The organism is Pseudomonas sp. MF09156, assembly GCF_059862305.1.
This window is the reverse complement of sequence record NZ_JCBCUR010000001.1, coordinates 436,390-455,205: the sequence shown is the minus strand read 5'-3', so window position 1 is coordinate 455,205 and position 18,816 is coordinate 436,390. Positions and strand designations below refer to the sequence as shown.

Genomic DNA, 18,816 nt, shown 5'->3' with positions numbered 1-18,816 from the left:
GCCCCATCAACGCCAACAAGCAGCAAGGAGCAGCGGGCATGGGCCAGCACTCGGTCATCCACACCCCAAAAACCAGCGACTACCCGGAACTGACCCGGATCTGGGAGGCCTCGGTGCGCGCCACCCATGACTTCCTGCCGCAAAGCTACATCGAACGCCTCAGGCACCTGGTGCTGACGCGCTACCTGGATGCCGTGATGTTGATCTGCACCAAGGACGCGCGCCAACGGATCACCGGGTTTGCCGGCGTTGCGGCGGGCAAGGTGGAAATGCTGTTCATCGACCCGCACTACCGGGGCCAGGGCCTGGGCCGGCAGTTGCTGCACTATGCCATTACCTCGATGAATGCCGATGAGCTGGACGTCAACGAACAAAACCCCCAGGCCCTGGGCTTCTATATCAAGCAGGGTTTTGAAGTGATCGGGCGCACCGAGCATGACGGCATGGGGCAGCCTTATCCGTTGCTGCATATGCGTTTGCGCCAGGCCCAGCAAACACGCAGTGGCTGACACCTCCCACAAAAAGCAACTGCGGCGAAATGGGGCCGGGATTAACCGGCTCCAGGCAGGTACAATAGCTGCCCCCTTTTGTTACGGCCCTTGTCATGACTGACCCCATACGCCTCTCCAAACGCCTTATCGAACTGGTCGGTTGCTCCCGTCGGGAGGCCGAGCTGTTCATCGAAGGCGGCTGGGTCTCGGTGGATGGCGAAGTGATCGATGAACCGCAGTTCAAGGTCACGACACAAAAAGTCGAACTTGATCCCGAGGCCAAGGCCACCGCTCCAGAGCCGGTGACTATCCTGTTTCATGCGCCGGCCGGCGTGGACGTCGACAGCGCGATGCAGTCCCTCAGCGCCGAGACCCTGTCCGAGGAGCACCGCTTCAGCAAGCGCCCGCTCAAGGGCCACTTCCTGCGCCTGACCGCCAGCGCCGACCTGCAAGCCAAGGCCAGCGGCCTGTTGGTGTTTACCCAGGACTGGAAGATCCTGCGCAAGCTGACGGCCGACGCCGCCAAGATCGAGCAGGAGTATGTGGTTGAAGTCTCAGGCGACGTGGCCGCGCACGGCCTGAACCGCCTCGCCCACGGCCTGATGTACAAAGGCAAGGAATTGCCTGCAGTCAAAGCCAGCTGGCAGAACGAGAACCGCCTGCGCTTTGCCCTGAAAAACCCGCAGCCCGGCATCATTGCCCTGTTCTGCGAAGCCATTGGCCTGAAGGTTGTGGCCATTCGCCGCATCCGCATTGGCGGCGTGTCCATCGGCAAGGTGCCGGTCGGCCAGTGGCGCTACATGTCCGGCAAAGAAAAGTTCTAAGCCACCCTATCTCTCGACCTCGCCCGCCCGGGCGAGGTCTACAGTCGAATACCAGGATTGCCCACCATGATTCACAACGACGTACTGCGCAGCGTGCGCTACATGCTCGACATCAGCGACAACAAGATGGTCGAGATCATCAAGATCGGCGGCATGGAAGTGTCCAAGGACGACCTGCTGACCTACCTCAAGAAAGACGAGGAAGAAGGCTTCGTATTCTGTCCGGACGAAGTCATGGCGCACTTCCTCGATGGCCTGGTGATCTTCAAGCGCGGCAAGGACGAAAGCCGTCCGCCGCAGCCGATCGAAACCCCGGTGACCAACAACATCATCCTCAAGAAACTGCGCGTGGCCTTCGAACTCAAGGAAGACGACATGCACGCCATCCTCAAGGCGGCCGAGTTCCCGGTATCCAAGCCGGAATTGAGCGCGCTGTTCCGCAAGTTCGGCCACACCAACTATCGCCCGTGTGGCGACCAGTTGCTGCGTAACTTCCTCAAGGGCCTGACCCTGCGGGTTCGCGCGTAAGCCATGAGTTACAACGTCTCGCCCGTCGGCTTCGTACGCTCCTGCTTCAGGGAGAAGTTCGCCATCCCGCGCCAGCCACAACTGGCGCCCGCCGCCCGCGGCGTGTTGGAGTTGGTCGCGCCGTTCGACCAGGGTGAGGCAGTACAGGGCCTGGAGCAGGTCAGCCATGTGTGGCTGCTGTTCCTGTTTCATCAGGCCCTGGAAGACAAGCCGCGCTTGAAAGTGCGCCCGCCACGCCTGGGCGGCAACACGTCCATGGGCGTATTTGCCACCCGCGCGACCCATCGCCCCAATGGCATTGGCCAGTCAGTGGTCAAGCTGGACAAGGTAGAGCCGGGCCGGCTGTGGATTTCCGGGATCGATCTGCTCGATGGCACGCCAGTCCTGGATATCAAGCCGTATGTGCCCTATGCCGACATCATCGACACCGCCACCAACAGCATCGCCAGCAGCGCACCACCGCTGATTCCTGTGCAGTGGCTCAAGACCGCCCTGCACCAGGCTCACAGCCACGGCCAGCGCCTGGACGAGCCGCTGGTAGAGCTGATTGAGCAGTGTCTGGCGCAGGATCCACGGCCGGCGTATCAGACGCCAGGGCCGGAGCGCGAATATGGAGTACGCTTCTGGGATGTGGATGTGCGTTGGCACTATCCCGAGGCGGGGATGATTTGTGTGCTTGAAGTGGTTGCGGCCGAATAAACGCCAAAAACAAATATAGGAGCTGGCCGGTGTAGGAGCTGGCTTGCCTGCGATGGCATCACTGTGGTGTAACTGATACACCGAGGTGCCTATATCGCAGGCAAGCCAGCTCCTACACCGGGCAGCTCCCACATTTTTTGACCGCGTTTATTTCTCGACGAACGCACGTTCGATCAGGTAGTCACCCGGCTCACGCATGCGTGGCGAAACCTTCAGGCCGAAGCTGTTCAGCACTTCGCTGGTCTCGTCGAGCATGCTCGGGCTACCGCACAGCATGGCGCGGTCGTCTTCAGGATTGATCGGCGGCAGGCCGATATCGCTGAACAGCTTGCCGCTGCGCATCAGGTCGGTGAGGCGGCCTTCGTTTTCGAACGGCTCGCGGGTCACGGTCGGGTAGTAGATCAACTTTTCACGCAGCGCTTCGCCGAAGAACTCGTTCTGTGGCAGGTGCTCGGTGATGAATTCGCGGTAAGCGACTTCGTTGACGTAACGCACGCCGTGGCACAGGATCACTTTTTCAAAGCGCTCGTAGGTTTCCGGGTCCTGGATCACGCTCATGAATGGCGCAAGACCAGTACCGGTGCTGAGCAGATACAGGTGTTTGCCCGGCTTCAGATCGTCGAGCACCAGGGTGCCCGTCGGTTTTTTGCTGATGATGATCTCGTCGCCTTCCTTCAAATGCTGCAATTGGGAAGTCAGCGGGCCATCCGGGACCTTGATGCTGAAGAACTCCAGATGCTCTTCCCAGTTCGGGCTGGCAATGGAGTAAGCACGCATGAGCGGGCGGCCGTTGGGCTGCTGCAGGCCGATCATCACGAACTGACCGTTCTCGAAGCGCAGGCCCGGGTCGCGGGTGCACTTGAAGCTGAACAGAGTGTCGTTCCAGTGATGAACACTGAGGACACGCTCGTGGTTCATGTTGCTCATGTACGGGGAACTCCTGGAAATGGGTCTGCGCCAAAATGATAGGTGCGCAATTGCACAGTATTCTAATGGCGGCGACAATATCTGTTAACTGGATTATTAAGATAAGGGTTATCGGTTATATCGATATGCGATTTACTCTCCGTCAACTGCAAGTCTTCGTCGCCGTCGCCCAGCAGGAAAGTGTGTCACGCGCTGCTGGCCTTCTGGCCTTATCTCAATCCGCCGCCAGCACCTCGATCACCGAGCTGGAGCGCCAATCCAGCTGCCAATTGTTCGACCGCGCCGGTAAACGCCTGAGCCTCAACGCCCTGGGTCATCAGTTGCTGCCCCAGGCGGTGGCGCTGCTGGACCAGGCCAAGGAAATCGAAGACCTGCTCAACGGCAAGTCCGGCTTCGGCTCCCTGGCAGTCGGCGCGACCCTGACCATCGGCAATTACCTGGCCACACTGCTGATCGGCAGTTTCATGCAGCAGCATCCCGAGAGCCAGGTGAAGCTGCATGTACAGAACACTGCGCATATCGTGCATCAGGTTGCGCATTACGAAATTGATCTGGGTCTAATCGAAGGTGACTGCAGCCACCCGGACATTGAGGTGCAAACCTGGGTCGAGGATGAATTGGTGGTGTTCTGTGCGCCCCAGCATCCCCTGGCCCTGCGTGGCCAGGCGAGCATGGAGCAGTTGACCCATGAAGCCTGGATCCTGCGGGAGCAGGGCTCCGGGACGCGCCTGACGTTTGATCAGGCCATGCGCCATCATCGCAGCGCGCTGAATATCCGCCTGGAGCTGGAGCACACCGAAGCAATCAAGCGCGCCGTGGAGTCGGGATTGGGGATTGGCTGCATTTCCCGCCTGGCGCTACGGGATGCGTTCCGGCGCGGCAGCCTGGTGCCCGTCGAGACCCCGGACCTGGACCTGGCCCGGCAGTTCTACTTTATCTGGCATAAACAGAAGTACCAGACCTCGGCCATGCGCGAGTTCCTCGAACTGTGCCGCGCCTTTACCGCCGGGGTGCAGCGCAGCGACGAGATCGTGCTGCCGAATATCGCCTAGATCAGGATCACGGCCCACACCACGGTAATCATGGTCAGCGCGACGAATTGCGCGGCGCTGCCCATGTCCTTGGCGTTTTTCGACAAGGGGTGGCGATCCAGGGAGATCCGGTCGATGGCCGCTTCCACCGCCGAGTTGAGCAACTCGACAATCAACGCAAGCAAGCACACGGCAATCAACAGTGCGCGCTCTACACGGCTGACGCTGAGGAAAAAGCTCAACGGAATCAGGATAACGTTGAGCAACACCAACTGACGAAAAGCCGCCTCGCCGGTGAAAGCGGCACGCAGGCCATCGAGGGAATAGCCCCCGGCGTTGAAGATACGTTTGATACCGGTTTGACCCTTGAAAGGCGACATAGGTAGGCAACTGAGCAAAAAAGATGGAAGGAAGCTAGAGCACGCCAAGTCAAAAAAGCGTGAATCGAGCAGGCCTATGAGTGGGAAATTGACTCAAGTTGTTGCAACAGCAGCGCCGCCTGGGTGCGGGTGCGCACGCCCAGCTTACGGAAGATCGCGGTAACGTGTGCCTTGATGGTCGCTTCAGACACGCTCAGCTCATAGGCGATCTGCTTGTTCAGCAAGCCCTCGCAGACCATGGTCAACACACGAAACTGCTGTGGCGTGAGGCTGGCGAGCCCTTCCTGAGCGGCCTTGGCTTCGGCGGACACGTTGATTTCTTCGAATGCCTGCGGCGGCCATGAGACATCACCGTCCAACACCGTGCGCACCGCTGCTTGAATCTGCTCCATGGAGCTGGACTTGGGGATAAAACCACTGGCCCCGAACTCGCGGGAACGCACTACGACGTCTGCCTCTTCCTGGGCCGACACCATCACCACCGGAATCTGCGGGTATTGCCCGCGCAACAGCACCAGGCCGGAAAACCCGTAGGCACCGGGCATGTTCAGGTCCAGCAGCACCAGATCCCAATCGGTCTTGTCAGTCAGGCGGGCTTCCAGCTCAGCGATGCTGCCCACTTCCACCAGGCGGACGTCCGGGCCCAGGCCCAGTGTGACGGCCTGGTGCAGCGCGCTGCGGAAAAGCGGGTGGTCATCGGCAATCAGGATTTCGTATGTGGCCATTTATTAAATGATCCTGTTTTTTATGGGAGCACCGATGGGTTCGGTGCTCGCCAACGTACAAGGTGCCAGCCAGCGGCTGTCACGAACAGTTACGCTTGATGGCATTTTAGCCGGCTCAGGCGATGCAGTGCCATCATGCAAAGGTCATCTGACCCCGAAGTCCTACAGATAAGGTGCCAGACGCGTGTGGACACTGTCCGTCGGATCCAGCGCCAACTGGAACTTGGCCGCCAGGTAATGGGTACTGAAAACATCCAGGTAGGCGTCCAGCACTTCGCTGGCCTGCTGGTCCTCGGCCAGTTCCAGGCACAACGCGGCCACTTCGGCGGTGCAGAAGTGGTCATCACGCTTGGAGCGGCGCAATTTGTAGCGCGAAAGCTGCTCCGGCTCCAGGCTCAGTACCGGCAGGTGCTCCAGATACGGGCTCTTGCGAAACATCTTGCGCGCTTCGCTCCAGGTGCCGTCCAGCAGGATAAACAACGGGCGCTTGCCCTGCGCCACCTTCACCTCGCTGACCACCCGCTGCGGCGCCACAAACTCGCCGGGAAAGACGATGTAGGGCTGCCATTGCGGGTCGGCCAGCAGCGCCAGCAACTCAGGTTCGACGGCCGTGCGCGTCCAGGGGAAGGCGCTGGTGTCTTCGATCACATCAGCGATCAGCCAACCGGTATTGCTGGGCTTCATCGGCTCCACATCGTGCATCAACAGGCACATGGCCGACCTGGCCTGGACCTTGGGACGCCAGGCGCACAGGCAGTATTGGGGGATCACTCGGCATCTGGGGCAACGTTCGGCACGCGAGCCGCGTGCGACAAAGGGGCTGACGGCACGGGCCAGGCGCTGGGTACGCAGACGGAACACCGCGTGGCTCATAGCGGGTGCCGTTGTGAAGCGATGAAAATCGACACGGACAAAACTCGGGGGCAGGCAAAAGTGCCAGCAGTTTACCAGAGCCGCCCCGCCAATACGCCTGGCCGTCGCGGCGACAGGTCACCTATAATCCTGCGCCACTGAACGCATAGCGCAGTGATGGGTCTATGGACCAGTAACCGAATCAGGAGAGTTTCATGCTGCGTCTTATGTTGCGTCTTGCCGCCCCGACCGTCGCCCTGGCGCTGGTATTGCCCTTGGGCGCCCAGGCAGCCTCCCTGGTGGAGCTGCAAATGAACAAGAAACTGCAAAGCGTCGCGGCAGAAAGCAACAAAGACCTGCCCAGGGAAATTGATGAACAAACCCTGGAAGTGGCCTACACCGTCGAAGGCATGCAACTGATTGATCACTTGAGCGTGCTGCCCGAGCGCGCCGAGCAAATGCGCGCCAACCCCAAAGCCGTGTATTTCCAACTGGGACAAAGCGTTTGCCTGAACAAAGGCTATCGCGAGTTGATGGCCAAGGGCGCCGTGATGCGCTACGAAATCACCGAAAACAAGACCAACCGGCCAGTGGCCTCGGTCAAGTTCGTCGAGACTGATTGCCCGGCCCCGGCCAAGAAGAAAAAGTAAGCCCCCTCTCCCACGCGCCGTTGGCCAACGGCGCGACAGCTCCCGCCCGCAAAACCTCGATCAATGCCCATTAAGTTATTGCCAGACAAGACTTTAGGGGCTCATGATCGAGCGATCCGGTAACATTTCCAGGGCAAAAAAGGTTGCCCTCGCGTGACTTGCAGTGCAAAGGTTTTTAACCACAAGGAACATACAGAGCCTGTTTCGTCGCCGTCAGCAGCCTGCAAGCAAGACGCCGGGGCTCTGTAACGAAGGAGAAGCTGAATGCCTGATCAACCGAATGACCTGCTGTCCCGTCATTTTCCAGAAAACGGGACCGACCTTACACAACAGGTCGAAGCGCAACTCAAGCTGATTGCCCCCAGCAGCCCGAATATTTCCCTGTATCGCGACATGATCCTCACCGTGCTGCGCATGGCCCAGGACGACCGCGACCGCTGGAACGCCAAGATCACATTGAAGGCGATAAATGAACTGGACCATGCGTTTCGCGTGCTCGAACAGTTCAAGGGCCGACGCAAGGTCACCGTCTTCGGCTCGGCCCGCACACCAGTGGAAAGCCCGCTCTATGCCCTGGCCCGGGAAGTGGGCGCAGCCCTGGCGCGCTCGGATCTGATGGTCATCACCGGCGGCGGCGGCGGCATCATGGCCGCGGCCCACGAAGGGGCGGGCCTGGAACACAGCCTGGGGTTCAATATCACCCTGCCCTTTGAGCAGCATGCCAACCCGACCATTGATGGCACGGAAAACCTGCTGTCATTTCACTTCTTCTTTACCCGCAAGCTGTTTTTCGTCAAGGAAGCTGATGGGTTGGTGCTCTGCCCCGGCGGCTTCGGCACCCTGGATGAAGCGCTGGAAGTCCTGACGTTGATCCAGACCGGCAAGAGCCCGTTGGTGCCTGTGGTGCTGCTGGACGAGCCCGGCGGCGGTTTCTGGAAAGGTGCCCTGGAGTTTGTTCGCAACCAACTGGAGGCCAACCGCTACATCTTGCCCACCGACCTCAAGCTGGTACGCCTGGTTCACGGCGCTGAAGAGGCGGTGCATGAAATCAACCAGTTCTATGCCAACTTCCATTCCACTCGCTGGTTGAAGCGCCAGTTCGTGGTGCGCATGAACCATCCGCTCAGCGAGCAGGCAATGGCGCATATACAGACGGCCTTCGCTGATCTGCGGCTCAGTGATGACTTCCAGCAACTGCCCTACGGGGGCCAAGAGCACGATGAAGCACGCTTCAGCCACCTGACGCGCCTGGTGTTCAACTTCACCGGGCGGAACCAGGGGCGATTGCGGGAGTTGGTGGATTACATCAACCTGCCAGAGAACTGGGCTGAGGCTCAGGGTAAAACACAGCAACGGGTAGCGCCGGAACCGGCGTGATGCCGTAAAACACAAAAAAGGCCCGCTATTTTCATAGCGGGCCTTTTTAGTGCTGTTTTATGTGGGAGCTGTCGAGCCCCTGCGAGGCGCGATGGCGGCGTGTCAGGCAATACACTATTCGCTGTGAGGCCACCATCGAAGCCTCGCAGGAGCTCGACAGCTCCCACCTTTGATCGTCGCTTGCCGAAGAATCAGTCGTCCAGATCTCGACCGCTCAACAGCCGGCTGATCATCTCCATCGAAAACCCGCGATAACTCAAAAAACGCCCTTGCTTGGCACGCTCACGGGCATCAATAGGCAGATGGCCAGCAAATTTGCGGCGCCAGGTGTCTTCCAGTTGTGTTTGCCAACTGATGCCACACTCGCGCAGTGCCAGATCGATATCCGCGCGCAGCAAGCCCCGCTGGCTCAGCTCCTCACGAATCCGCGCAGGCCCGTAGCCCGAGCGTGCCCGGTAGGAAACAAAACTTTCGAGATATCGGGCTTCGGAAAGCAGCCCCTCTTCCGTCAGGCGGTCGAGGGCTGTTTCAATCATTTCAGGAGGGGCGCCACGCTGACGCAATTTACGCGTCAGCTCGACACGACCATGCTCGCGTCGTGCGAGCAGGTCCATTGCCGTACGCCGTACGGCAACCAGCGTATCGAGTACAACTGTCATCGTTGGACTCAGATATCAGCGTCGGCTTCTGCCATGTCATCAACAGGTTCACGGTTAGCCGCAGCCTTGACGTCTGGCGCCGGGGTCAGCAGCTTGTCGCGGATTTGCTTCTCAAGGGTCGCCGCGATATCCGGGTTGTCCTGCAGGAACTTGGCCGAGTTGGCCTTGCCCTGACCGATCTTGCTGCCGTTGTAGGCATACCAGGCACCGGACTTCTCGACGAAACCGTGCAGCACGCCCAGGTCGATCATCTCGCCGTTCAGGTAGATACCCTTGCCGTAGAGAATCTGGAACTCAGCCTGACGGAATGGCGGGGCTACCTTGTTCTTCACCACCTTGACGCGGGTTTCGCTACCGACAACCTCGTCACCTTCCTTCACCGCGCCGGTACGGCGGATGTCCAGACGGACAGAAGCGTAGAACTTCAGCGCGTTACCACCGGTGGTGGTTTCCGGGCTGCCGAACATTACGCCGATCTTCATCCGGATCTGGTTGATGAAGATCACCAGGCAGTTGGCGTTCTTGATGTTACCGGTGATTTTACGCAGGGCCTGGGACATCAGACGGGCTTGCAGGCCGACGTGCATGTCGCCCATTTCGCCTTCGATCTCGGCCTTCGGCACCAGGGCCGCCACGGAGTCGACCACGATCACGTCGATGGCGTTGGAGCGCACCAGCATGTCGGTGATTTCCAGGGCTTGTTCGCCAGTGTCCGGCTGCGAAACCAGCAGGTCGTCGACATTGACGCCCAGCTTGCCCGCGTATTCAGGATCCAGGGCGTGCTCGGCATCGACGAACGCGCAGGTGGCGCCCATTTTTTGGGCCTGGGCAATCACCGACAGGGTCAGGGTGGTTTTACCAGAAGACTCTGGACCGTAGATTTCAACGATACGGCCTTTTGGCAGGCCGCCAATGCCGAGCGCGATGTCCAGACCCAGAGAGCCAGTGGAAATAGCCGGGATCGCCTGACGGTCGTGATCGCCCATACGCATTACGGCACCCTTGCCGAATTGACGTTCGATCTGACCCAGGGCCGCAGCCAAGGCTTTCTTCTTGTTGTCGTCCATTAAAGTCCTCACGTAATCAATAAGGCCTGACGGCCAACACCTGTATAAGTAGACAGTATTGTTCCATAAAGATCGGGGATCGCCTACCCCTGATTTTCTATTTCTGCTGCAGCTCGTCGCAACAGCCCCTCTAATGCGGCCTTTACCGTTTGTCGGCGGACCTCGTCGCGGTTGCCGGGGAAGTGCTGGCACTCGGCCGTAACCTCTTCGCCGACGCCCCAGGCCAGCCATACGGTGCCCACCGGTTTGTCCGGCGAGCCGCCATCGGGGCCCGCCACACCACTGACCGCCACGGCAAACCGCGCCAGGCTTTTTTCCTGGGCGCCCCGGGCCATGGCCTCGACCACTTCACGGCTGACCGCGCCGACCTTGGGGAACAAACCCTGCGGCACATTCAGCTGGCGGGTCTTCTGCCGATTGGAATAGGTCACGTACCCGGCCTCGAACCAGGCCGAACTCCCCGGAATACGAGTGATGGCTTCGGCGATACCACCACCGGTGCAGGACTCGGCGGTGGTGACGTGGGCATTGAGCACCTGCAAACGCCGGCCAAGTTCGGCGGCGAGTTGGGTAATTTCCTTCACGGTCGTCTCCAGGAAAATGCGGGGGTTTGCCTACCCTACAGGAGCCCATCGGCCACGCAAGGTGCAGACGGGTTCATCGACTTACCGGGAGATGGCCTGCACATAGGCCTGGCAGGCCCGCAACGCGATCAATCCGTCATCGCCGGCATCGGTGATGCCGATAATTCGTTGAGCATGCGCCGGGTCAAGTCGGCCTCGCGCGGCGCCATGAACCACGCTGCCGGCGGCGGTGGCTGGCATTGCGTGGCTGTTGGCGGGGTCGGCGGGGTCGAGAAGGACTGACAAGCGCACATCAGCAGTGGCCAGCCGGTCGCGCAGATAAACCTGGTGACGCTGTGCATCATTCAACTCCCGGGTGTGTTGTTGATCGCTGGCCTGAAGCTGTTGCTCCAACGCCTGGCGCCTGTGCTGTTCGGCCCGGTATTGGCCCAGCGCCGCCTGGCTTTGTCGGTTGAGCGCCTCTGAATGCCGCGCAGCCTGGCGTTCCAAGGCAAGGCCATGGCGCCAGGCCTGGACCTGCCAGCTGGCCGCCGCCGGGATGACCATCAGCAGGACAACAGCCAGCATGCGCCAGCTCAACTGCATAACACCGCCCTCGCCTTCGCCCACAATTGCTGGCGATGCTCCAACCCATTGAGGCCGCCATTGATCCGGCGGGTGATCGCGGTGAATTGGTCCTGGTCCGCCAGTTCATTCAAGCCATTGCTGTGCCAGAACCAGGCGGCGGATTCCGCCGCCCATTGCGGTTGTTCCAGCAGTTCGGGGAAATGCAGCAGACGTTCATCGCCAAACAGCGCCCGGCTACAGGCCAGGTAATTGCGCCGCCCGGTAATCTGGATCAAGCCGCGGCCCCGGTACTTCTGGCCGTCACCGTCGGCGTCGGGAGTGTTGCCCAGGCGTGCAGCCAAGGTGCCCGTGTCGTATTTGCTCAGGTAGTGCTCGCCGCCCAGTTCACGCACGTAACGCAGTTCGCCGGACTCATGCCCGACCTGGGCGATAAAGGCCGCCATCCGCTTGGACCCGGTGATGTGTCGATGAAGCATGGCGGCGTTCAACGCCAAAATAAAAACACCCGCTTGGGCGCCGGCGTTAGGCAGGATCTGTTGCAACTGCGTCAGCGTGATCATCCTTGATCTCCAACCATTTAAGATGCCAATCCACGGGCCATGATCGAACTGCGATACCCCGTCGTCGTGTCGCCTACATGGGTCACCTTGTCAATCGACCAACGCCCCTGCATATACCCCGGCCAGGTTTCATCCAGCAGCAACAGCCCTTCGGCGGACAGCAACGGGTTACCAGGGCAGTCGATAGTGATGCTCAAACCTTCACGCCCCACCCGGCGCAACTCGCCCTGTGCCACTGAGCGCGCTTCGGTTTCACTCTGGCACCGTTGGCGCAACGTCTTGAACGGTGCGATCCCCACCTCGACCACGCGCTGGCGAGAGGCCGCGGCATCCCACCAACTGACACGGCAACCCTGGTATTTGGCCCGCGCATTTTCATCAACCCGGGCACTGATAAACGCCTGCTCGCCGGGACGGTTGTCATGGGTCACCGACAGCCGCACATCCGGCAGTTGCTGGCCCGAGAGCGACTTGACCTGGCCGCTTTCCGCCAGCACATACAGCTCGTTGACCGGCTTGGTCACCGCGTTGTAGCGCCCGGCCAGGCGGGTGATAAAGCCCATGTCGGTCTCGTTGGACTGGTCGATATGATCAATCGCAATCCCATCCAGCGACGGCGCCACCCTGGGCGAAAACCCATGCCGCGTCGCCAGTTGGCGAAACAGCGCACCGAGGGTCGTGGGCCCATGGCTGGCGGAACGGCGCTGGCGGTAGCCACTCTGGTCCATCACGCTGAACGGCGCCGCCGTGGCCACGAGCGCCAGGCGCATGGGAAACAGGTAGGGGGTGCGCTGGGTAATCACAAACTCGCCTTTTTCCACCAGGCCCGACTCGCGGTAACCCACGCGCAAACCGATCTTGGCGCCCAGGCTAGGCAGGCCTTCCAGGCCCTCGATATTGATGGTCAGTTCCAGGCGGTCGGATTCGATCCCCGCCGCATCGGTGTGCTTCCACTGCATCAGCCGCGGGTTGATCAGAGCTGCGTTGGCGCCATAAATCTCCACGACCGGGGTAAATCCCATTGCCATGCTGCCTCCTTAATCCCAGGCCGAAACGGGCTTTGCAACACCCGGTTGCGCGTCCATCTCGGGCACGATCACCCCTACGCCCGCCGGCAACACCGGGCCATGCTCGGCAAGCCCGGGGTTCAAGCGCCAGAGGGTTTCTTCGGCTGCGTCATCGCAACGTCCAAGCTCGCGGTAGAGCAGCAGGTTGACCGAATCACCGGCAATACTTCGTACTCTACGCATTGACGAATTCCTCCAGCACCAGCGACCAATTGATCAACATGGCAGTGCCGTCGTCGATCACATTGGCCTGGTTTTCCGTGAGCCCGGTAATGCGCCACAGGCCCCAGTTGCGGCCGATGCCATCAACCAACGGCAGCGGTGCCCGTGCATCCTGCAAGGCGCGCAATTGGTCCAGGCGCTGCATGCCAACGGCCGCCATGGCGGTGCCGGCGAAGGTCAGTTTTTCCAGCTTCTGGCCGTTCTGCCGCGACTGGGGCTTGCTGGCAATAATCTCCAGGTCACCCCAGCCGCCATCACTGCTGCGCTGGAGCGTGGAATAGGCGAACCCTCGAGACAGCCCGAAAATAAAGTCGCCCAGCACCATCTGCTGTCGCATTAATCACCTCCATCGGTCAGTGCCGCGTTGCGCCGAACCGCCAGTGAATCGGTGAGCATCGGCACGCATTGGTTTTGCAGGGTTTGCAGGACCCGGTCGACCACCTGCTGGGCGTCGGCGGGGTTGACGCCGGTGATCTGGATGCTCGGTGCCAGGGTGACCTGGACGTTGTCCGAGCGGGCGCTGTTGAGCTCTTTGCTCACTGTATCGGGCGATGGCAGGCGATTGCTGGAAGGGAAGAGTTTCTCCCCCAGCCAGGTGCCCGCTTCGCCGCCCAACAGGCCGCCGATCAGGCCACCGACGGCAGTGCCAACGCCTGGCAAAACCAGGGTACCAAGGGCTGCGCCGGCAGTGGCGCCGGCCCATGCGCCGCCGGCAGTGCCGAGGCTACTGCCAACCGCTTGCAGGTCGCCATTGCGCACACCTTGGACGAGGTTGACGGCGGTGTCGGCGTAGCGCAGCGGCGCAAGGGATCGAGTGCCGACGGACTCCAGTTTGGTCATCGTTGAAACCAGGCTGGAGGGGATAGTCTTGGGCAAAACCAGCGCTGGAGCGCTGAGCAACAGCGGCCCACGAACGGGTGAAACAAGCGCCTTGGATGAACGCTCGCCCAGGCGCGGAGCGGGCCGATCAGCTTGAAACGACGCACCATGAAAACCCACTTTGGGCCCGTCAAACGCCTTGCTGGCCTGTCCAAAAATACGCTGCAGCGTTGCCATTGACCCAGCAATGCTGCTGCCGACGCGGGTGGTTTTCTTCGACGACGACCGCTCCGTGAGTCTCTCGCGCAGCGTTTTTTTCGGCAGAAAACGCGCACGTCCCTTCAAGGTTTCGGTTGCCCCTGGGCAGCAGCAATCCTTGCTATCGTCGCGGAACAGTTTCCCCACGCCGGGCAACTTGCCAAGCGTCACATCGACAGCCTTGCCCGTTAACCGGCTCCTGGCCGTCTCGAGATAGCCCTCCCCCAACCACTTTGCCCCCTTGGTGTACCAGGAGTCCGCTGCCGGCTCCTTGTCTTGGGTGGCCTCTGGAGCCACAGGGACGGAGCTTGCAGCGACACCACCGAGCAGGGAGCCGCCCGTGATAAACAGGGTGCCATTAAGGGTTTCCAGGCTCTCGCGCAGGCGCACCTGTTCTTCGGTCAACGCGTGGATATGCAGGCTGGCATTGGCCAGGGCCAGGCTCAGCTCAGACGGCGGCTCTGTTGCGCCGCCCGCACTGGAGGCGCCAACCAGACTTTCGTCCTGTGCTTCAAGCAGGCCCGGCAGTTGCAAGGCTCCACTTTCGGCCAGTGCGGGAAAGGTCATCCAGCGTTTGTCTTCGTCGGCGAGCTTGAGCGTATATCGAGGGTCTTGCATCTCGCTCTACTCCTATTTGACGCCAAGGCGATTGATCGCGATGTCGTAGCGGCGCAATGCTTTTGCGGCATCCCATTCGAGGATTTCCGCTTCGTTTACCGAGTAAACCAGCGGTACAACGTCGAGGATTACTTCGATGTCGCGCTGCGAAAGAAGTCCGCCGGTTTGTTTAAAAAATCGTCGATGCGCTCCTGCATCTCCGTCCAGTCCGGCACGGTCAGGCCGTCCAGGTCGGGGATCATCAGGCCGGTGCAGTGCGAGGTAATGAACTCGGCGCGCTCTTTGTTGGTGGCGAGCTTTTTCATCACCTTGGTGGCGCGCAGGGCGGGCATTTCCAGGGTGACGCTGGTCAACACGCGGCCGGCCACGTCCAGTGGCAGCAGCAGTTGCACCTGTTCGCCGGGCTCGGTGGAACCTTCCAGGAAGAACGAAGCCGGGCGCGTCGACAGGTCGTGCACGTACTGCACGATGCTCACGTAGTCCGGGCGCTTGAGTTGGTCGAGTTCTTTTTCCGAAAGGCCGGTGGCCAGCTTGGCCAGTTCGAAGAATTGATCGTCCTCGTCATCGCCCGCACGGGCCAGCGCCTGTTTTTGTGGGGCGTAGAACAAGGGTTTGAGTTGGATCTGCTCGATCGTCGCACCGCTGTCGGCGGTGATGGGCGCCAGCAGGATATGCAGGGGTGGCTTCCAGGCCATGGGCGAAATTCCTTGATGAACAATGTTGAACACGTGGACACGGTCAATGTGGGAGCTGGCGTGCCAGCTCCCACACTGGCCGTGCCTATTTCCGATTCGTGGAAAGGTTTACGGCATCAACACCGCACGCCGGGCATCGCCGAGGATGTCGACGCCGTTGAGCACAAACTTCTGGGTGCGCACGTCGATGTCGATCACCGGCACGCCGTTGTCCAGGCGATGGTAGGTGCGGCAGGACAGATCCAGGGTGGTGGTCGCCTTTTCGCCCATCTTCAGCTTGGCTTCCTCCAGGGATTTGAGCTTGCCGCCGACGGTGTGGTAGGTGAAGTAGGTCTTGCCGTCCTGGTCCTGGCCCGCTTCGCGCACGTTGAGCAGGATGTCTTCGCCCAGGCGCACGCCCAGGGCCAGCATGATTTCGGGACCTGCACCTTGCAGCACCAGCTTGGCGCTGAGCACCTTGCCACTCTTGGCCATTTCCTCGGCGATAAAGCGCCCGCCGGACATGGGCTCCATGTCGAACTCGATCTTCGGCGGGGTGAATTCCTCGACGGTCGCCGACAGCGGCAGGCCCTGGAGGGTGGCCGCAATGGCCTGTCTTACTCGGTTGGTAAACATTAGAGAACGTCCTCCAGGAATTGCTCGATGATTTCATCGCGGGCATTGAGTTGATAAACCATGTGTTCGTTCGGCGCGTAGCGGCCGTAGTCGATCACGATGAACCAGGTGCCGTTCTTGTACTTCTCGACACTGTTGAGTTCCGGGTGCAGGTACACGCTGCCACCGGGGATGGTTTCGTCGGCCACCAGGGTTTGCAGCCAGTCGTTGATGCGCTTGACCTCCTGGTCCATGAACGACTTGGTCAGGTTGTGCGCCATGGCTTTCTGCCCGGCCTTGACCAGCTTGCGGCTGATGGCGTCTTCCAGGCCGACATAGCTGATGAACTTGCCGGTGACGGAGCGGTTACCCAGCAGCGAGAAGCCGCCGAGGACGGTGCGCGCGTAGTAGCTCACGCCGTAGCGGTTGAGCAGGTCGCCTTCGGTGGAGGTGTCGAGGATGTTGTACTCGACCACGCGGGAAACGTCTTCGGCGAAGGTCACCTGATTGCCCGGGCTTTCCCACTGCTTGACCTTGGCCAATGCGGCGATGGCCAGGGACGACGGCGCGAGGAACACGTTTTTCTTCGCAGCCTTGGAGTACACCGACGGCATGTTGTGCACCAGCAGGCAGCGGTCGAAACCCAGACCTTCGCCACCCAGCTCGCCGCTGTAGGTCACTTGGTCGGCGACGCTGGCGTCTTTGCCGTCCAGCACCACACGGGCCTTGATGCGCTTGCCGAACGCGGCAAATTGACCGGCCACAGCCTTGGTCCCGGTAAAGCCCGGGGCGCCGATGATGGTCAGGTCTTCGGGGACGCTGCCAAGCGCCGCGAGGCCCAGCTTGCGACCGGTCACCGGCTCATTGCCGCCGATCACGTTGTTGAGGGTATCGGCCGGGGTCGCGCCCTCTTCGACGATCACCACATACACCGGCACCTTGACCACTTTGAGGATCTGGTACACCGCATGAAACAGCGTGCCCGACTCGGCGCCGGTGGGGTCCAGCAGCGCCTGGGCGGTGAAGCTATTGATACGGAACGGGGCGTTTTTCGGGATCGACAGGTGCGCATTGGGCGCGGTGCCGACCAGGCCGATCACGTTGTCACCCAGGCCACCCATGGCCTCGGGGGATTCGCTGGCATTGACGGTGATGCCGTTATGCTCGAAGTTCAAAACCTCAGCCATGATTATTCAGCCTTCTTGGTAGCGGCCTTCTTGGCCGGTGGGGTGTCTTGGGCGGCAGCCAGCACGCTGGTCAGTTCCAGGCGGCCGGCGGTGCGCAGAGCGGTTGCTTCGACGTCCAGCAGCTCCAGTTCCTGGCCGACGGTGGACCAGTGGCCACCTCCGGTGGGGAATGGGATGAGGACGGTGTAGGTTTGGCGGTTGGCCATGGGAGACTCCAGAAACGCGAAAGCCCCAGCGATGGGGCTTTCTTGGATGCGAAAAAAAACCGCTTTCGCGGTGTTTGTGATTGCTGCCGGTTTACTCACCCGGCAGTGGGTAACGAGCCTTGATTTCGGCGACTTTAGCCCGCCATGCTTTCTCCTTGGCCTCGGTCTGATCGTACTGCCACTCCATATAGAGCGGGTCCGCATCTACTCGGTAGGCCTGGCGACGATTGAAAGCCAAATCAGCAGCCTGTTCGATCTGCAAAGCGGTGTCGACTTCGGCTTTAGAAAAACCCATCTCAAGCAACTGCTCTACAGTCACATTGTAGAAAGTCTGATCTTTATTTCTGAATTCTTTAATCATCATCAAACTCCAGCAGCTACGACGTTGCCAACATTACTCAGCAAATTGGACAGACTCCCTCCGGAGTCTTTTACCAAACCAGTCACAAGGTGCGACCAAGTTTTATTTCCTGTAATCGACGAGGCAAATACCGACAACAACATCGTAGCGCCGGCCAACTCAGCAAATTTCGTTGAAAAATCCGCATCCACAACGGAGGACGTAAGCTCCACCTTATAGTTAGCAGAGTACCCTGAGTAAAAAACGTTTACCGCACCCAACGTCAGCTTACTCCCCGAGAAGGTAACCGAGCCCTGCACGGAAGCGGCCGGACCATGTGCGCGATGAAACAGAGATGAAGCGAAGGAATACCAACCAGACGTTCCTGCTTTTAATACAGTCGGCATAACAACATCAACGAATCGAAAGTAGACACTGCCCCCCTCGAGCGACAAGAAGTGAATATTTGAACTACCAGCCATATATTCGCCAACCTTTGGAGAAAAAACCGGATTACTCCCTGAACCATACCTCATGAAAACCAGCTTATTCGCGATTGACCAGTAAGGGGTTTGCTCAGTAGGAGCCGCATACTCATGCGTCTGAGCTGCCTTCAGGTAAATCGTTACATAAGGGGTAATATTAGATCGCCCCATCGCCTCTTTAATAGATTTGAGCGGGGCCTCCACCGATCCCAAGGCCATATCGCTACCACCTACCGCATCGACATAAAATGACCGGGACATTTCAGGAATTGCGCGAACCGCCGCCAAAACAGAAGCATCTATTTCAGCGACCTTCCCATTTATCGCGCTGGTTAACTTATTTGCAGCCGCGACCAAACTAGTGATCGTAGTTTCCATACTCATATTCAACTCCCTATATGACT

General features: G+C 60.0%; 26 protein-coding genes. 7 read left to right on the top strand and 19 right to left on the bottom strand.

Translation table 11 applies throughout. The features are described 5' to 3' along the window. The first annotated feature begins 38 nt into the window (after window positions 1-38). The 4 genes from AC19YY_RS02095 (at window position 39) to tsaA (ending at window position 2,542) form a co-directional block, all read left to right on the top strand. Window positions 39-509, top strand: a complete 471-nt coding sequence (locus tag AC19YY_RS02095; protein WP_169954599.1) for a GNAT family N-acetyltransferase — start codon at window positions 39-41, stop codon at window positions 507-509. A 95-nt stretch (window positions 510-604) separates the two neighbouring features. Continuing rightward, a complete protein-coding gene (locus AC19YY_RS02090) occupies window positions 605-1,315 on the top strand; it encodes an rRNA pseudouridine synthase (RefSeq protein ID WP_170041858.1) in 711 nt (236 codons plus the stop codon). 66 nt (window positions 1,316-1,381) lie between these two features. After that, a complete protein-coding gene (locus AC19YY_RS02085; RefSeq protein ID WP_057439364.1) occupies window positions 1,382-1,843 on the top strand; it encodes a YehS family protein in 462 nt (153 codons plus the stop codon). Between the two features lie 3 nt (window positions 1,844-1,846). Then, entirely contained in the window at window positions 1,847-2,542 is a 696-nt protein-coding gene (gene tsaA / locus AC19YY_RS02080) for a tRNA (N6-threonylcarbamoyladenosine(37)-N6)-methyltransferase TrmO (protein WP_500603816.1), read from the top strand. Between the two features lie 147 nt (window positions 2,543-2,689). Here tsaA and fpr read toward each other — a convergent pair whose 3' ends face one another. Further along, entirely contained in the window at window positions 2,690-3,469 is a 780-nt protein-coding gene (fpr, locus tag AC19YY_RS02075) for a ferredoxin-NADP reductase (RefSeq protein WP_003172178.1), read from the bottom strand. Between the two features lie 125 nt (window positions 3,470-3,594). On the opposite strand from fpr, the gene AC19YY_RS02070 reads away from it, so the two are divergent. Further along, complete coding sequence (locus AC19YY_RS02070; RefSeq protein ID WP_169954596.1) at window positions 3,595-4,521, top strand: LysR family transcriptional regulator; 927 nt, start codon at window positions 3,595-3,597, stop codon at window positions 4,519-4,521. On the opposite strand, the gene AC19YY_RS02065 is transcribed toward AC19YY_RS02070, so the two are convergent. The 3 genes from AC19YY_RS02065 to AC19YY_RS02055 form a co-directional block, all read right to left on the bottom strand. Continuing rightward, window positions 4,518-4,880 carry a diacylglycerol kinase gene (locus tag AC19YY_RS02065; RefSeq protein WP_169954595.1) on the bottom strand — a complete coding sequence of 121 codons (363 nt, stop codon included), beginning with the start codon at window positions 4,878-4,880 and terminating at the stop codon, window positions 4,518-4,520. The two genes, AC19YY_RS02070 and AC19YY_RS02065, sit on opposite strands and share 4 nt — an antisense overlap. Before the next feature lie 74 nt (window positions 4,881-4,954). Beyond that, window positions 4,955-5,605 carry a response regulator transcription factor ErdR gene (gene erdR, locus AC19YY_RS02060; protein ID WP_169954594.1) on the bottom strand — a complete coding sequence of 217 codons (651 nt, stop codon included), beginning with the start codon at window positions 5,603-5,605 and terminating at the stop codon, window positions 4,955-4,957. A gap of 162 nt (window positions 5,606-5,767) precedes the next feature. Further along, complete coding sequence (locus AC19YY_RS02055; protein ID WP_169954593.1) at window positions 5,768-6,478, bottom strand: tRNA-uridine aminocarboxypropyltransferase; 711 nt, start codon at window positions 6,476-6,478, stop codon at window positions 5,768-5,770. A 194-nt stretch (window positions 6,479-6,672) separates the two neighbouring features. Between AC19YY_RS02055 and AC19YY_RS02050 the strand changes: the two genes are divergently transcribed. Both AC19YY_RS02050 and AC19YY_RS02045 read left to right on the top strand, forming a co-directional pair. Next, window positions 6,673-7,107: a PA3611 family quorum-sensing-regulated virulence factor gene (locus AC19YY_RS02050; protein ID WP_169954592.1), complete on the top strand. Its 435-nt coding sequence runs from the start codon at window positions 6,673-6,675 to the stop codon at window positions 7,105-7,107. 264 nt (window positions 7,108-7,371) lie between these two features. After that, window positions 7,372-8,484, top strand: a complete 1,113-nt coding sequence (locus AC19YY_RS02045; RefSeq protein WP_500603815.1) for an LOG family protein — start codon at window positions 7,372-7,374, stop codon at window positions 8,482-8,484. A gap of 191 nt (window positions 8,485-8,675) precedes the next feature. Here AC19YY_RS02045 and recX read toward each other — a convergent pair whose 3' ends face one another. From recX to AC19YY_RS01970, 15 genes are all read right to left on the bottom strand, one after another. Beyond that, on the bottom strand, window positions 8,676-9,143 hold the full coding sequence (recX, locus tag AC19YY_RS02040) for a recombination regulator RecX (RefSeq protein WP_172311992.1): 468 nt from the start codon (window positions 9,141-9,143) through the stop codon (window positions 8,676-8,678). 8 nt (window positions 9,144-9,151) lie between these two features. Then, window positions 9,152-10,210 (bottom strand): recombinase RecA, encoded by a 1,059-nt coding sequence (gene recA, locus AC19YY_RS02035; RefSeq protein WP_029295312.1) that lies wholly within the window; start codon window positions 10,208-10,210, stop codon window positions 9,152-9,154. Window positions 10,211-10,293: 83 nt separating this feature from the next. After that, the gene (locus AC19YY_RS02030) at window positions 10,294-10,794 is read right to left on the bottom strand and encodes a CinA family protein (RefSeq protein ID WP_169954590.1); all 501 of its coding nucleotides are present in this window, start codon (window positions 10,792-10,794) and stop codon (window positions 10,294-10,296) included. Window positions 10,795-10,875: 81 nt separating this feature from the next. Next, complete coding sequence (locus AC19YY_RS02025) at window positions 10,876-11,361, bottom strand: lysis system i-spanin subunit Rz (protein WP_262386224.1); 486 nt, start codon at window positions 11,359-11,361, stop codon at window positions 10,876-10,878. 8 nt (window positions 11,362-11,369) lie between these two features. Next, window positions 11,370-11,921: a glycoside hydrolase family 19 protein gene (locus AC19YY_RS02020; protein ID WP_500603814.1), complete on the bottom strand. Its 552-nt coding sequence runs from the start codon at window positions 11,919-11,921 to the stop codon at window positions 11,370-11,372. A gap of 17 nt (window positions 11,922-11,938) precedes the next feature. Continuing rightward, window positions 11,939-12,949, bottom strand: a complete 1,011-nt coding sequence (locus AC19YY_RS02015) for a contractile injection system protein, VgrG/Pvc8 family (protein ID WP_170041851.1) — start codon at window positions 12,947-12,949, stop codon at window positions 11,939-11,941. A gap of 9 nt (window positions 12,950-12,958) precedes the next feature. Further along, a complete protein-coding gene (locus tag AC19YY_RS02010) occupies window positions 12,959-13,171 on the bottom strand; it encodes a tail protein X (protein ID WP_169954586.1) in 213 nt (70 codons plus the stop codon). After that, complete coding sequence (locus AC19YY_RS02005) at window positions 13,164-13,547, bottom strand: phage tail protein (protein WP_169954585.1); 384 nt, start codon at window positions 13,545-13,547, stop codon at window positions 13,164-13,166. Before AC19YY_RS02005 ends, AC19YY_RS02010 begins: the two co-directional genes overlap by 8 nt. Next, complete coding sequence (locus AC19YY_RS02000; protein WP_500603813.1) at window positions 13,547-14,905, bottom strand: glycine zipper domain-containing protein; 1,359 nt, start codon at window positions 14,903-14,905, stop codon at window positions 13,547-13,549. The genes AC19YY_RS02005 and AC19YY_RS02000 overlap by 1 nt, the downstream gene beginning before the upstream one ends. A gap of 128 nt (window positions 14,906-15,033) precedes the next feature. Then, window positions 15,034-15,600, bottom strand: a complete 567-nt coding sequence (locus tag AC19YY_RS01995; RefSeq protein ID WP_500603812.1) for a phage tail assembly protein — start codon at window positions 15,598-15,600, stop codon at window positions 15,034-15,036. A gap of 108 nt (window positions 15,601-15,708) precedes the next feature. Further along, window positions 15,709-16,215: a phage major tail tube protein gene (locus AC19YY_RS01990; RefSeq protein WP_432754560.1), complete on the bottom strand. Its 507-nt coding sequence runs from the start codon at window positions 16,213-16,215 to the stop codon at window positions 15,709-15,711. Further along, on the bottom strand, window positions 16,215-17,381 hold the full coding sequence (locus tag AC19YY_RS01985; RefSeq protein ID WP_500603811.1) for a phage tail sheath protein: 1,167 nt from the start codon (window positions 17,379-17,381) through the stop codon (window positions 16,215-16,217). Before AC19YY_RS01985 ends, AC19YY_RS01990 begins: the two co-directional genes overlap by 1 nt. A gap of 2 nt (window positions 17,382-17,383) precedes the next feature. After that, on the bottom strand, window positions 17,384-17,587 hold the full coding sequence (locus tag AC19YY_RS01980; RefSeq protein WP_500603810.1) for a hypothetical protein: 204 nt from the start codon (window positions 17,585-17,587) through the stop codon (window positions 17,384-17,386). 91 nt (window positions 17,588-17,678) lie between these two features. After that, a complete protein-coding gene (locus AC19YY_RS01975) occupies window positions 17,679-17,948 on the bottom strand; it encodes a UBA domain-containing protein (RefSeq protein WP_262376937.1) in 270 nt (89 codons plus the stop codon). Window positions 17,949-17,950: 2 nt separating this feature from the next. Then, entirely contained in the window at window positions 17,951-18,796 is an 846-nt protein-coding gene (locus AC19YY_RS01970; RefSeq protein WP_170056815.1) for a hypothetical protein, read from the bottom strand. Window positions 18,797-18,816 lie beyond the last annotated feature (20 nt).